Below are 14,088 nucleotides of genomic sequence, written 5' to 3'. Positions count from 1 at the left end.
GAAAAACGTGCTGGGCTTACCTGTATCTACCGAGTTCAATAAACGCATCCCGAAGCAGAAGTTCTATGAGAACATCGCTGTCACTCCGGCTATGAAGAAGGCCTTTGTCGAGCAGATCAAAATCATCTACTGGCGCAATAAGATTGCTGCCACCACCCTGAATCTGGCGGCTGGGGAGCAGGTGACGGAGATCGAGGTGTTTGAGATGCGGCTGTCTGCCCCGGAGCTGGACGAAAGTGTGCTGCGCCAGATCGACCGGGAAATTCCGTATCACATCCTCTTTTTGCTGGAATACGAGGGCAAGTATCGTGCTGTCATCGGCTACAAGGAGGCTGCGACAGGCAAGACGGCCTTTAAGGTTGACCGCTATTATTCTACGGATTGGCTGGACGAAGACGACCTGCCGGTGCATCTGGATGGGCTTTCGCTGGATGCCGTGTATGAGAATTTTGTCCGTCAGATTGCAGGCGAGGTTCTGGCTGACAAAAATGGTACTACTCTGAAAGAAAGCGTTGAACAGCAAAAGCAACGGGAACAAATTGAAAAGCAGACTGCTACATTGGAAGCTAAAATCCGGAAGGAAAAGCAACCGAAGAAGAAGTTTGAATTGGTACAAAAACTGAGTGCTATGAAAGACATACGGGAAAGAGGAAAATAAAAATGAAGCGAATTTTAGAAAGTGGTCAATTCTCGAATTATAAAGATGGGATAAGACTGGATTCGGCATCCAGAGAGGTTTCCAGTATTTATCAATCTTATGGAATGACGACAGTTTTTATTTCTCATAAACATGAAGACCTTGAGGATTTAAGCGGTCTTATTGGTTTCTTGGAGAAAAACTATAATGTCAAGGCTTACATTGACAGCAAAGATTCTTCTATGCCGAGTGTGACTTCTGGTGTGACGGCATCAAAAATTAAAGAGCGTATTCGTCAGTGCGACAAATTCATCCTTCTTGCAACGGATTTGGCAGTTGAATCGAAGTGGTGTAATTGGGAACTTGGATATGGAGATGCGCAGAAGTTTAATAGTAAAGATATCGCCATATTACCGTTAAAACGAAAAGGGTATGATGATGCTTCCTATAAAGGAAATGAGTATATGCAGATATATCCATATATCGCTTATTATGATGGAACGGAATTTTATAGAGATAGAACCCCAGTACAAAGGGGCTATTATGTTGTGACTGAAGACGAAAAAGGAAATCGTACAATAAATCCTCTTAGAGACTGGCTGAATAATCATTGAGGAACGAAATAATGGATACTGAAACTGAGCTGGAAGTAAATGAAAAAACAAGGCATGAAGACAAGGTCGTACATCTTCAGATGATACAGGGCGTCATTGATCGTATGTCAACATCAGCAGCAATTTACAAAGGATTTGCAGCAACTATTGTGACAGGGATAGCAGCGATTTCCTTTACAGAGGTGAGCGCATGGATATTATTGATTGCGTTCCTTCCAGTAATCTGCTTTCTGGTGATGGATACATACTATCTCAAATTAGAAAAGCAGTATCGGATTCTGTACGAAAAGATACGGAATGAAAAAATCGTTCCAGATTTTTCTTTAGATTCAAGATGTTCAAATACGGAACTTTATGATGCAAACGCAACGTGGCTTAAATGTTTACAATCCCCAAGCATCTGGATGTTTTATGTTCCAATTATTATTATTGGAGTCATAATTGTGTCGTTGAAATTTGCAGGAGTGATTTAAGATGGCAAAGAGACAAGTCTTTTTTAGTTTTCATTTTGACAAAGATATTTGGCGTGTTGGACAGGTCAGAAACATAGGGGCTGTAGATGGGCAGGAAATATTTTTTGATAATGGTTGGGAAAAAGTTCGCTTGAAGAGCGATACGGCGATTAAAGCATGGATTGACAGTGAGATGAGAATGCGTTCTTGCATAGTTGTTCTCATTGGAACTGATACAGCTTCACGCAGGTGGGTTCAATATGAAATTGAGCAAGCGTGGAGACTTGGAAAAGGAGTCGTTGGAATTTACATTCACGGACTGGAAGATTATTGGGGACGGCAGGCATCAAAAGGACACAATCCTTTTGATGATTTTTACATTGATAGACAAATAAATTATATATCTCACAGAAGTACTCCACTTGATGATAATGACGTTCTGATGAGCGCAGTATGTAAAGCATATGATCCGCCATATGTAACGAGTAAGGTTGTTTATCAAGATATTAAAGATAATATTGAAAAACTGATAGAAGAAGCAATTGAAATCCGAAATCGTTATCCTAAATAAGGAGTTTATAGTTATGGACAACCTTAAAATGCACAGCCTTGACGGTGTACAGCGCAACATAGATTTAATCGGCAAGCTGTTTCCCAACGCCATTACCGAGGTAAAACGTGACGGCAAAGTAGAACACGCCATTGATTTTGACGTTCTGCGGCAGGAGCTTTCCGATTCCATTGTGGAGGGTCGGGAAGAGCGCTACCAGTTTACATGGCCGGACAAGAAAAAGGCGATGTTGGCGGCCAATGCGCCCATTACGGCAACGCTGCGCCCGGTTGTGGCAGACAGCTTTGGCAAAGATGGCACACCCGGCGGCTTTGACAGTGAGAACCTTTATATCGAGGGCGATAATCTGGAAGTGCTGAAGCTCTTGCAGGAAACATATCTGGGCAAGGTCAAGATGATCTACATTGATCCGCCGTACAACACCGGCAATGATTTTGTCTATGAGGACGATTTTGCCCAGAGTGCGGCGGACTATATGGATAATAGCGGTCAGTATGATGAAGAAGGCAACCGCATGGTGACCAACACCGAAAGCAATGGCCGCTTTCATACGGATTGGCTCAATATGATTTATCCGCGGTTGAAATTGGCAAAAGATTTGCTGGCAGAAGATGGTGTCATTTTTATTAGTATTGACGATAATGAAATTGAAAATTCATTAAAAGTCTGTAGTGAAGTTTTTGGAAAAGAAAATTATCTTGCCTGCTTTCCGCGCGTTACCAAAAAGGCAGGGAAAACGACTGAAGCAATAGCAAGAAATCATGACTATCTTTTATCATACGCAAAAAGTAGCGCAGTAAAGCTTTATTTGCCTTCACACACGGATGATGGATTTAAGTTTAGTGATGAATTTATAGATACCCGTGGAAAATATAAACTTAACCAAACATTGGATTATGATAGTCTACAATATAGTGCTAGTTTAGATTATCCGATTACGGTTAAAGGAAAAACTTTTTACCCTGGTCAATCGTATGAAAAGTATCTTGAACGCCAAAAGGGAAATCATGCACGTGCAGATTGGGCATGGAGATGGAGTAAAGAATTATTTGAGTTTGGGCTAAAAAATGGTTTTATCGTAATCAAAGATTATGAGAGCCATTCTAGAATTTATACAAAGACGTACCAGAATTGCAAAATTGTCAAAAAAGGAAATGGCTTTCAACTCGAATATATGGAGAGAACAAAGGCGATTTCCACACTAGAGTTTATTGAAAATGAGTATTCTAACGATAATTCAAAGAAAAATATAACTCAGGTTTTTGATGCTGCTGTATTTGACTATTCCAAGCCAGTAGAACTCTTGAAGACAATTACTAGCTATGCTACATCTATGTCGGATGTGGTTCTTGATTTTTTCTCTGGTTCCGCTACTACTGCCCATGCTGTAATGAAACTGAACGCCGAGGACGGGGGACACCGTAAATTTATTATGGTGCAGTTGCCGGAAAAGACGGACGAGAAGAGCGAAGCGTACAAGGCTGGCTATAAGAACATCTGCGAAATCGGCAAGGAGCGCATCCGTCGGGCTGGCCGAAAAATCAAGGAAGATGCCGGGTTGACTGCCCCGGCTGATTTGGATATTGGTTTCCGCTGTCTGCGCCTGGATGAAAGCAACATGAAGCCGGTTTACTACACGCCGGAGGAGACCCAGCAGCAGGATATGTTCTCTCTGGTAGATAACGTCAAACCCGACCGTACCCCGGAAGATTTGCTGTTCCAGGTGATGCTGGATCTGGGTGTGCTGTTGTCCAGTCCCATTGAGGTGAAAGAGATTGCGGGCAAAAAGGTGTTCAACGTGGCAGAGGGCTTTTTGCTGGCCTGCTTTGACCATGATGTGACGGAGGAGACTGTCAAGGCCATTGCTAAGATGAAGCCGTACTATGCTGTTTTCCGTGACAGCTCCATGGCAAACGACAGTGTTGCGACAAACTTTGACCAGATTTTTGAAACGTATAGCCCGGAAACGGTAAGGAAGGTACTGTGATATGGATAAACTAACAAATATTGAGATAGGAACATTCTTAAAACTATTCAATCGTGGTGGCTATGTTCTCGATTTCACTACGAATGACTTTGATGTATTCACGATGGAAAGTATTGGTATTGCATTATGTAACGAATATCATATGTCAAAGGGAAAATCTCTGGCTGCATATGTGAATAGTGCTTCGACAAGTGACATTGAAAAATTATTGAATGATTTGCTGAGCTATTATGAAGAAAACTACGAACAAGAGTATACTGAGAACTTAACCGATGATGAGTATAGCTATTGCCAGTATAATGCGGAATATGCCCGTTTATACAAGAAATGTCGTGCATATATGAATCGCGTTTTGAACAACACAACCCCACTGGCTGTAAATGCAACGGAATTACAGGAGAAGTTCTCAAGCCAATATCTTTCTAAGCAGATTGAGTTAATGTTAAAAATGCAAAGTGAAAATCCGACAGATGCAATCGGCAAAGCCAAAGAACTAATTGAAAGTTGTTGTAAAACGATTCTGGATAATAAAGGCGTAGCATGGGATAAGAACTGGAATATGGGCAAGCTGACAGGTGAAACCCTGAACCTTCTGAATCTTACACCTGAATCAATTTCGAAAAACGATCCTGTATCAGAAAACATTAAGGCTGTTCTTGGGAATTTAAGAGGGATTTCCACAAAGCTTGCAGAAATACGTAATCCGTATGGTAGTGGTCATGGAAAAAGTGCTTCGTTTGCGGGATTAGAAACACGTCATGCAAAGTTGGCAGTTGGATGTAGCATTACCTTTGTTACTTTTTTGTGGGATACATACGAAGAAGGTATGTCCTAATTGAAACTTGGATCAAAAATGTAATAGAGTTAGGCTTTTAAGAAGGGGTTGTAATGAATAAGCGGTATGTGATGAAAACTATTGCAGAGTTACAATATGATTTGGAAAACGATTACACTGAGACCAAGTTATTTGACGATATAAGTCGTGCGGAAAAATTGTTTGGTAAGGATGTGCCGGCGATACACGATTGTGTAGAAGAAGTGCAACACTTTAATGGTACTATACGAAGAAATGCGCAAATAGTTGTTGATTTACTAGAAGTCGCTCTGTCAGAACAAGCTTCGCTATCATACGATTTGGTGGATTTTCAAATAGATGATCATGAGTTTAATAAACTCGTTGAACAGGCGTTTCAGTACTATAAAGAAGCGAGGATAGACACGGCAACGGAAAAAATTTGGGATGCATTTGAACGCATTAAGACATTTTATAAGCAATATGATAAAAAAGGCTCAATTACAAAGCTGATTGATATCGTGAGCAAAAATAATGCTGAGTATAGAGAAATGGTGGAAGAAGAATTTACTTCGCTTACAAAACTCGGAAATGACTTCAGAATTCGACACCATGAAACTAATAAGAAAGACATCTGTTGTATAGAGCATTATGATTACTTGTTTCATAGATGCATCGCAGTCTTGCGATTGGTGACAAGCGTGTTGCGTGAAAATTCATTAAATGAGAACGGATAATCGAGCGCATAATATTAAAAGGAAAGCACAGTGATATGGACGAGAAGAAGAAAAAAGAACTTGCTATTCGCAGTTCAGCGGCAGAATATTTGACCTTTGTGGCTTCTACGGGTGAGAGCGATGCAAGCTATGAAATGCGCTATGAGGATGAAAACATCTGGCTGACGCAGAAGATGATGGCAACCTTATATGATGTGTCCAAACAGACGATCTCACAGCACATCAAGCGCATTTATGCGGATGGGGAACTCGCTCCGGAGGCAACTGTCAAGAAATACTTGACAGTTCAAACCGAAGGTGACCGGCAGATCAGCCGCAAGCAGGATCATTACAATCTTCAAATGATTATTGCAGTCGGCTTTAAGGTGAATAATCAGCGTGCTGTGCAGTTCCGCAAATGGGCGGGTCAGATCGTGAAAGACCATACGATTCAGGGCTGGACAATGGATGTTGACCGCCTGAAAAAAGGTCACATGTTTACGGATGAATATTTCGAGCGGCAGTTGCAGCAGATTCGGGAAATTCGCCTGTCGGAGCGCAAGTTCTATCAGAAAGTGACGGATTTATACGCAACAGCGTTTGATTACGACAAGGACGCCAAGACGACCCGCCTGTTCTTCCAGACGGTTCAGAATAAGATGCACTATGCTGTGCATCGCCACACGGCGGCAGAACTGATTGTGGAGCGTGCCGATGCCAACAAGGAGCACATGGGGCTTACCACATGGGAAAATGCGCCGGATGGGAAAATCCTGAAAGCGGATGTGACAGTAGCCAAAAACTACCTGAGCAAAGAGGAAATGAACTATCTGGAGCGAATCGTGTCGCTCTATCTGGATTATGCCGAGCTGCAGGCCGAGCGCAAGATCCCCATGAGCATGGAGGACTGGGCAAAGCGGCTGGATGGTTTTCTGGAGTTCAACGGCAACGAGCTGCTGACAGGTCCCGGTAAAATCAGCGCAGAACAGGCCAAACTCCATGCAGAAACCGAATACGAAAAGTATCATGTCATTCAGGATCGCCTGTATGAGAGCGATTTTGACCGGTTCCTGATGCTGGAGCAGGAGGTAAACCACAAAGATGAAGTTTAGTTTTAAGATTCAGCAGTACCAGACCGATGCTGTGGATGCGGTGGCACGGGTCTTTCAGGGTCAGCCCTACAATGCAGGCGTGTCGTACCTGCGGGATATGGGAAACCTGTCTGCACAGCCGCAGCAGTTGAGCCTTGTTTCCAATGGGGACGATGCAACACAGGTGGAGTTGCTGGATTTGATCAACGATTCCGGTTTTAAGAACGAAGCACTCCAACTGACCGACCAGGAGCTGCTTCAGAACATCCGCGCGTTGCAAGCAGAAGCAAACATCCATCAGTCGGACAAGTTGGTGGCACCGCTGGGCAGGTGTTCTCTGGATATTGAGATGGAAACCGGCACAGGCAAGACCTATGTTTACATCAAGACCATGTTTGAGCTGAACAAACGGTATGGATGGAGCAAATTTATCGTTGTTGTGCCGAGTATCGCCATCCGTGAAGGCGTGAAAAAATCCTTTGAGATCACTGCCGATCACTTTATGGAGTGCTACGGCAAAAAGGCACGGTTCTTTATCTACAACAGCAGCAACCTGAATCAGTTGGATTCCTTTTCCAGCAATTCCGGCATCAATGTCATGATTATCAACACGCAGGCGTTTGCGGCATCCATGAACGAGGACAAGAACGTGGAAGGTCGCAAGGGTGATGCCGCTGCGAGAATTATCTACACCAAGCGGGATGAGTTCGGCTCCCGCCGCCCGATTGATGTGATTGCCGCCAACCGTCCGATCCTGATTCTGGATGAGCCGCAGAAGATGGGCAAAGAGGACTCCGCCACCCAGAAAGCCCTGAAAAAGTTCAATCCACTTTTCACACTGAATTACTCTGCTACCCACGCCAAGCAGCATAATCTGATTTACGTTCTGGATGCGCTGGACGCTTACAATAAGCGACTGGTCAAGAAAATCGAAGTCAAAGGCTTTGAGGTCAAAAATCTGCGTGGTACGGACAAGTATCTGTATCTGGAAAGTATCATCATCTCCCCGAAGAATCCGCCACGGGCAAAAGTGGAGATGGAGGTCAGCCACCAGAACGGCACGAAGCGAGAGTTCCATATGCTGGATGTGGGCGATAATCTCTATTATAAATCCGGGGAAATGGAGCAGTACAAGGGCTTCGTAGTGTCGGAAATCGACCCGATCACGGGTGTTGTGACTTTTACGAACGGCGATACCATCCGCAAAGGTGATGTTACCGGTGACGTTTCCGAAAATGATATGCGCCGGGTGCAGATCCATGAAACGATCCTTTCGCACTTTGAAAAAGAGCAGGAACTTTTCAAACTGGGTATCAAGACACTTTCGCTGTTCTTCATCGACGAAGTGGCAAAATACCGCCAGTACGATGAAGACGGAAACGAGCTGCTGGGCGAGTACGGCAAGATTTTTGAGCAGGAGTATCTTTCGGTTCTGAATGAGCATCGCACCCTGTTCGACCCTGCTTATACAGCCTATCTGGATTCAACCGATGTGCATGATGTCCACAAGGGCTATTTCAGCATCGACAAGAAAGGTCACAGCGTCAACAGTTCGGTCAAGCGTGGCTCAGATATGTCGGATGACATTTCTGCCTATGACCTGATCCTGAAAAATAAGGAACGTCTGCTGTCCTTTGAAGAGCCGACCCGGTTCATCTTCTCCCACTCTGCCCTGCGGGAAGGCTGGGATAACCCGAATGTGTTCCAAATCTGCACCCTGAAGCACAGCGACAGCACCACGCAGAAGCGGCAGGAAGTAGGCCGTGGTCTGCGTCTGTGCGTGAATAAGGACGGAAACCGCATGGATGCGGAAGTGCTGGGAGATAAGGTGCAGGATATCAACGTCCTGACTGTTATTGCCAGCGAGAGCTATGCAGGATTTGTAGACGGACTGCAAAAGCAGACCGAAGCAGTGCTGTATGACCGCCCACGCAAGGCAGACATTGCATATTTTACCGGCAAGACCATCAGGCTGGATGGCAAAACTGTCAAGGTGGATGACCATCAGGCACGGGCGATTTATCAATACCTTGTCCGCAACAACTATGTGGATGAGCAGGATAACGTCACGCAGGACTACCGGGACGATGTGCAGACCGGAACACTTGCACCGGTGCCGGAAACGCTGAAGCCCATTGAAGAGGGCGTGCACACGCTTGTGCAGGCAATTTATGATGACAGTATGCTCAAGTCTATGTTTGAGGATGGCAACAAGCCGAAAGTGCTGGAAAATCCGCTGAACGACCGGTTTGAAAAGGCAGAGTTCCAGAAGCTCTGGCAGACGATCAACCACAAATACGCCTATACGGTGGATTTTGATTCTGAGGAACTGATCCGGAAAGCAATCGAATACATCGACAGGGAACTGTACGTCAGTCGCCTGCAATATACCGTTACCTATGCCGGGCAGAAAGATGTCCTGAGTGCCGATATGGTGCGAGAAGGCAGCAGCTTCAGCGATGCCAAGAGCAGAACAAAAAAATTAGAACATGACTACGCAGGTCAGGTTGCGTATGACCTGATCGGCAAAATTGCAGAGGGCACAACGCTGACCCGGCATACCGTTGCACGGATTTTGCAGGGCATCAAGCCGACAACCTTTGCGATGTACCAGAACAACCCGGAAGAATTTATCGCAAAGGTGATCCGGCTGGTCAAGGAGCAGAAAGCTACCATGATCGTGGAGCATATCACCTATGATACCATCGAGGGCAGCTACGACAGCAGCATCTTTACGGCAGAGAAACACGCTTTGACGATGGATAAGGCTTACAAGGCACAAAAGGCGATTCAGGATTACGTTTTCACCGATGGCACAGCGGAAAAGAGCGTGGAACGGAAGTTTGCGGAAAATCTGGACGGTGCAGAGGAAGTCTTTATCTATGCAAAACTGCCGAAAGGCTTCTATATTCCGACCCCGGTTGGACACTACTCCCCGGACTGGGCAATCGTGTTCCATGAGGGCAAGGTGAAACACATCTATTTTGTAGCAGAAACCAAAGGCACGATGGAAAGCCTGAACTTGCGCCCAATCGAGAAGTCCAAGATCGACTGCGCCAAGAAGCTCTTCGCAAAATTGTCAGATGGTCTTGTGACATACGACCATGTAGACAGCTATCAAGAGCTGGTGAATAAGGTACTGCAGTGACCAGTACAAAATGAATCATGAAGCGGCTGTTTGCGTAGATGCAGATGGCCGCTTCTGCATTTGACATCCTGATCGGGAGTGTGAGCGATAATATAGGGCTGCGATGAGTTTGAACGAATCAGCGATGCAATCGCACAGCCTGCATCCACCGGATGCAGTTCAAGGGTTTGGGTGTCCCCAACAAGTATTTTGCAACGCAAAATAAGCAGATGTATATACGTCTGCATTGCTTGCGGGTGCTATGAAACCTCTCAACGTGCTTCACAAATTTGAAAATCATTTTGCAAATCAGACCGTCCGTTTTCAAGGTCAACTTGAAGCGGACGGTTATTTTTCTGCACAAAAATTTTCGAGTTTGCATCCGCAGCAAGCAGGTATTAGCACAAGAATGCGCTAGTTCCTCACCTTAACGGTCGCTAAATAAGCAAATTTTTTGAGAAAAATTCGTTTCAGAAAAATCAGCGCTGATTCATCAAATATTACATCAAACCGGACCTATTACTTCCGGTTTTGAAGGTAAAAAGCGGAACTAATAGGTACTAAAAAATCGAGTGACTTTATGGTATGCTCTATCCAGAGCATTTTCCAAGAAGCGGAAGGAATGCATCCTAAAAATTTCTGCTTCATGGTGATATGCTTTCTACAAGCTTTCATCGAACCTTGAGAACCAAATGACCGTCTGCATGGGATACCCGGCGATGACCCCCAAGTGGGAGAGCCGAAAAACGCCGCCGGAAGGGGGCAGGAAGTCCATGCAGAGAGAGCGGCATTCCAAATTTGAAATTACGATGATACGCAAAACCGGAACCAGTAGTTCCGATTTCACCTTGAAATTTACTTCGTATTTTTTAAAAACCGGAACTACCAGTTCCTAAAAATAAAATTTACGATGTGATACAATTTTTTCAATGGTTTGCAGCAGAAAAGCGGAAGTGCTACTTCCGCTTTTTTATAACCAAAAACCGGAGGTACGACCTCCTAAAAAATCTTGTATGAATGTGTTAATCTAATTTCAGAGCCTTCATTGAACCTTGAAAACCGCATGACCGTCTGCATGGGATACCCAGTGATGACCTCGCAAGAGTGAGCAGGAAAACGCCGCCGGAAGGGGGCAGGAAATCCATGCAGAGAGAACGGCGTAAGAACAATGATATTCTATTTCATTTCAGAAAGGATGGTTTGCCTATGACAAAACTGAGCCAGCTTAAAATCGATTCGGAGTTCCAGAACCAAATCAACCCTCCGTCGTTTGAGGAAACCCACCAACTGGAAATGAACATCCTAAAAGAAGAACGTGTACTGAATCCGATCATCACGTGGAACGGCTATATTGTGGATGGACATACACGCTATCAAATTCTTCGGAAATATCCATTTATTCCATTTGAAGTCATCGAAAAAGAATTTTCCAGCCGTTATGAAGCACTCGTATGGATCTGTAAAAATCAGCTTGGGCGGCGAAACCTGACCCCAGAACAGAAAAAGTTCCTGATCGGAAAGCAGGCAGAAGCGGAAAAGCAAATCAAATCGTTTCACGGCAATCAGTATACTTTGGCATCTGAAAGTGGTCTGGTTCAAAATGAACCAGACCGCACAAAGCACGGTTCACGATCGAAGGTCGCTGCGGAACATGGAACATCCGAAAGTTATGTTTACCGTGCAGAGCAATTTGCAAAAGGTGTGGAAGCTGCGGAGGAGGCAGTACCCGGAGCGCAGAAAGAAATCCTGAGTGGAAAGATCCGGGCAACCGACCGTGAAATTTCCTCGATTGCAAAGGTTCCAAAGGAAAAGCGTCCCGAAGTTGTGGCAGAGCTTCGTAAGCCTAAAGGTGAACGGGATTCCAGTATCACGGATTCGTATTCTTCGCCTTCAAAGGGCAATGAGTTTATAACGACCTTCAAGCAAGACATTCAGGGGCATAAAAAAGGACTCAACAAGGAAGAAAAGCAGAATCTCAAGGATGCCGTCAAGAGCATCTATTCACCTCGCCGCTTGGCAGATGGCGAAGCCATGATGTGCGAGATTCAGGGAGCGCAGGAGGATTTTGTCCGGCGGTGGGAAATGTGCTTTCGTGAATACCCGGATATTCTTACTGAACCGAAGAACAATGAGAAACTGCTGATTTTTATCGACCGAGCCAGTCGGTATCTTCAGACGGTAAAAGATCGTCTGAACAACGATGGAAACCAAAACTCTCAAACGGTTTAGCACTAATTCGGATGTAAAAATGGAGGTGAATTCCATTTCGGATTACTTGAAACCCAATATGCCACTGCCGCAATATCTGCCCTATGCCCGCTTTCTGCTGGATACAGACCTGAGCCACACGGCAAAACTGCTCTATACCCTGCTGCTTGATCGGGCTACGCTTTCTCAAAAGAATAACTGGATCGATACACAGGGGCACATTTATGTGATCTATCCGCTTTCCAAGCTGTCAAAAGATTTGAGATACAGCCTTTCCAGCATAACACGCGCATTTGCCGAATTGGAAAACGCACAGCTCGTGGAACGCGTCCGCAACGGCTTTTCCAAGCCCAGCCGCATTCTGCTCAAGGTTCCGTACACTACGCAAAATTGCGCTGTCACAGTATACAAAAATGCCAAGGATGACTGTGCAGAAACGAGTAGTATGATTGCGCAAAAATGCACACCTAACCAACGTAATAAGAGCAACCTGAAAGATAGCCACCTGATAAGAACAACAGACGCTCATTTGACCTTTGGAGAATATCAAAATGTCTTTTTAACAGCAAAGGAGTACAGGCGACTCAAAGCTGATTTCTCCGGGCTGGATGATCTAATCGAACAGCTTTCGGCTTATATCCAGTCTACTGGCAAAAAGTACACCGACCACGCCGCCACCCTGCGTATCTGGGCAAAGCGGCAGAAAACAGAACGAAAATCGACGCCGGGCATCCCGGACTACACATTCAAGGAAGGAGAAAACCTATAAAGACGATAGAAAAAATTTTGGATCAGTTCCTATCCAGTATTCCCGAAAACACCAATGATTATTATGGCAAGGACGGCCTGCTTCATTGTGGAAAGTGTCACACCCCAAAAGAAGCGTTCTTTGCAAAGGGCATTGCCCTGATGGGCAAGAACAAGCACCCAATCGAATGCATCTGCCAGCGCACGGAAAGAGAAAAACAAGAAACCCTTATCAGCCAGCAAAAGCACAACGACCTTGTGCGGCGGCTGAAAGCAGAGGGATTTTCTGACCCGTCAATGCTGGACTGGGCCTTTGAAAACGACAATGGCCGCAGCCCACAGATGCACCACGCACACCGCTATGTAGAGCAATGGCAGACCATGCGCGCAGAGAACCTTGGGCTTCTTCTCTGGGGTGGTGTAGGCACCGGCAAGAGTTTCCTTGCCGGGTGCATTGCAAACGCTCTGATGGAGCAGGAAGTGCTTGTGCGTATGACAAACTTCGTCCGAATCCTGAACGAGTTGAACAGCAGCTTTTCCGGGCGGAACGATGTTGTGGACAATCTCTGTCGCTACCCCCTGCTCATCATTGACGATTTCGGCATGGAACGTGGCACCGAATACGCACTGGAACAGATCTACAACATCGTGGACAGCCGATACCGCAGCCGGAAGCCGCTGATCGTCACCACCAACCTGACGCTGGACGAGATACGGCACCCACAAGATACTGCTCATGCCCGCATCTATGACCGCCTGCTGGAAATGTGCATTCCGATTTCCTGCATTGGGGTCAGCTTCCGGAAAGAGAATGCACAGGAAAAGCTGGAACGGCTGAAAGCATTGATTGGATGAATCGGAAAGAAAGCTTGAAAAACTTGCTGGCACACAGCACAGCTACAAGGAAAGGAAAATGCCTATGAAGGATGTCCCGATTTGGGAAAAGAGCAATTTAACGCTGGAAGAAGCTGCGGCTTATTCCGGCATTGGCATCAATAAACTGCGTGAGATCACCAACGAGGATAAGTGCAAATTTGTCCTTTGGGTGGGCAACAAGCGTTTGATCAAGCGCCGTCTGTTTGATTGCTTTATCGAGCAGGCGTATTCTATTTGAGAATGATGCAACGTCTTTTCTATTCGATATC

13 protein-coding genes are annotated in these 14,088 nt (G+C 45.3%); all 13 read left to right on the top strand.

Annotated elements, in window-relative coordinates; genetic code table 11:
• Positions 1–7: 7 nt before the first annotated feature.
• The 13 genes from AAAU26_RS12515 to AAAU26_RS12455 all read left to right on the top strand — a co-directional run bounded on the left by AAAU26_RS12515 (position 8) and on the right by AAAU26_RS12455 (position 14,057).
• Positions 8–658, top strand: coding sequence for a DUF4391 domain-containing protein (locus AAAU26_RS12515; RefSeq protein WP_217210142.1), 651 nt, complete (start codon positions 8–10; stop codon positions 656–658).
• 2 nt (positions 659–660) lie between these two features.
• The gene (locus tag AAAU26_RS12510) at positions 661–1,251 is read left to right on the top strand and encodes a toll/interleukin-1 receptor domain-containing protein (RefSeq protein ID WP_227618316.1); all 591 of its coding nucleotides are present in this window, start codon (positions 661–663) and stop codon (positions 1,249–1,251) included.
• A gap of 11 nt (positions 1,252–1,262) precedes the next feature.
• On the top strand, positions 1,263–1,724 hold the full coding sequence (locus AAAU26_RS12505; protein ID WP_217210140.1) for a hypothetical protein: 462 nt from the start codon (positions 1,263–1,265) through the stop codon (positions 1,722–1,724).
• A gap of 1 nt (position 1,725) precedes the next feature.
• The gene (locus AAAU26_RS12500) at positions 1,726–2,274 is read left to right on the top strand and encodes a TIR domain-containing protein (protein ID WP_227618315.1); all 549 of its coding nucleotides are present in this window, start codon (positions 1,726–1,728) and stop codon (positions 2,272–2,274) included.
• Positions 2,275–2,287: 13 nt separating this feature from the next.
• Positions 2,288–4,261, top strand: a complete 1,974-nt coding sequence (locus AAAU26_RS12495; protein ID WP_227618314.1) for a site-specific DNA-methyltransferase — start codon at positions 2,288–2,290, stop codon at positions 4,259–4,261.
• A gap of 1 nt (position 4,262) precedes the next feature.
• Positions 4,263–5,096 carry an abortive infection family protein gene (locus AAAU26_RS12490; RefSeq protein ID WP_217210136.1) on the top strand — a complete coding sequence of 278 codons (834 nt, stop codon included), beginning with the start codon at positions 4,263–4,265 and terminating at the stop codon, positions 5,094–5,096.
• A 53-nt stretch (positions 5,097–5,149) separates the two neighbouring features.
• Positions 5,150–5,791, top strand: coding sequence for a hypothetical protein (locus AAAU26_RS12485; RefSeq protein ID WP_217210135.1), 642 nt, complete (start codon positions 5,150–5,152; stop codon positions 5,789–5,791).
• A gap of 35 nt (positions 5,792–5,826) precedes the next feature.
• Positions 5,827–6,882: a virulence RhuM family protein gene (locus AAAU26_RS12480; protein WP_217210134.1), complete on the top strand. Its 1,056-nt coding sequence runs from the start codon at positions 5,827–5,829 to the stop codon at positions 6,880–6,882.
• The gene (locus tag AAAU26_RS12475) at positions 6,872–10,009 is read left to right on the top strand and encodes a type III restriction-modification system endonuclease (RefSeq protein WP_227618313.1); all 3,138 of its coding nucleotides are present in this window, start codon (positions 6,872–6,874) and stop codon (positions 10,007–10,009) included. Before AAAU26_RS12480 ends, AAAU26_RS12475 begins: the two co-directional genes overlap by 11 nt.
• Before the next feature lie 1,185 nt (positions 10,010–11,194).
• Positions 11,195–12,217 carry a ParB N-terminal domain-containing protein gene (locus tag AAAU26_RS12470; RefSeq protein ID WP_217210133.1) on the top strand — a complete coding sequence of 341 codons (1,023 nt, stop codon included), beginning with the start codon at positions 11,195–11,197 and terminating at the stop codon, positions 12,215–12,217.
• Positions 12,189–12,965, top strand: a complete 777-nt coding sequence (locus tag AAAU26_RS12465) for a replication initiator protein A (protein ID WP_227618312.1) — start codon at positions 12,189–12,191, stop codon at positions 12,963–12,965. The genes AAAU26_RS12470 and AAAU26_RS12465 overlap by 29 nt, the downstream gene beginning before the upstream one ends.
• A 17-nt stretch (positions 12,966–12,982) precedes the next feature.
• On the top strand, positions 12,983–13,798 hold the full coding sequence (locus tag AAAU26_RS12460; RefSeq protein WP_227618311.1) for an ATP-binding protein: 816 nt from the start codon (positions 12,983–12,985) through the stop codon (positions 13,796–13,798).
• A complete protein-coding gene (locus AAAU26_RS12455; protein WP_431834300.1) occupies positions 13,791–14,057 on the top strand; it encodes an excisionase in 267 nt (88 codons plus the stop codon). Before AAAU26_RS12460 ends, AAAU26_RS12455 begins: the two co-directional genes overlap by 8 nt.
• The last annotated feature ends 31 nt before the right edge of the window (positions 14,058–14,088 follow it).

It is taken from the genome of Faecalibacterium longum, from assembly GCF_040094125.1.
Lineage (GTDB): Bacteria > Bacillota > Clostridia > Oscillospirales > Ruminococcaceae > Faecalibacterium > Faecalibacterium longum.
The sequence above is the reverse complement of the archived record's forward strand: the minus strand, read 5'-3'. Positions and strand labels throughout refer to the sequence as shown.

Excerpts from the sequence above, each read along its gene's own strand:
- AAAU26_RS12510 (WP_227618316.1), top strand. The coding sequence starts at position 661 with ATGAAGCGAATTTTAGAAAGTGGTCAATTCTCGAATTATAAAGATGGG.
- AAAU26_RS12505 (WP_217210140.1), top strand. The coding sequence starts at position 1,263 with ATGGATACTGAAACTGAGCTGGAAGTAAATGAAAAAACAAGGCATGAA.
- AAAU26_RS12500 (WP_227618315.1), top strand. The coding sequence starts at position 1,726 with ATGGCAAAGAGACAAGTCTTTTTTAGTTTTCATTTTGACAAAGATATT.
- AAAU26_RS12495 (WP_227618314.1), top strand. The coding sequence starts at position 2,288 with ATGGACAACCTTAAAATGCACAGCCTTGACGGTGTACAGCGCAACATA.
- AAAU26_RS12490 (WP_217210136.1), top strand. The coding sequence starts at position 4,263 with ATGGATAAACTAACAAATATTGAGATAGGAACATTCTTAAAACTATTC.
- AAAU26_RS12485 (WP_217210135.1), top strand. The coding sequence starts at position 5,150 with ATGAATAAGCGGTATGTGATGAAAACTATTGCAGAGTTACAATATGAT.
- AAAU26_RS12480 (WP_217210134.1), top strand. The coding sequence starts at position 5,827 with ATGGACGAGAAGAAGAAAAAAGAACTTGCTATTCGCAGTTCAGCGGCA.
- AAAU26_RS12475 (WP_227618313.1), top strand. The coding sequence starts at position 6,872 with ATGAAGTTTAGTTTTAAGATTCAGCAGTACCAGACCGATGCTGTGGAT.
- AAAU26_RS12470 (WP_217210133.1), top strand. The coding sequence starts at position 11,195 with ATGACAAAACTGAGCCAGCTTAAAATCGATTCGGAGTTCCAGAACCAA.
- AAAU26_RS12465 (WP_227618312.1), top strand. The coding sequence starts at position 12,189 with ATGGAAACCAAAACTCTCAAACGGTTTAGCACTAATTCGGATGTAAAA.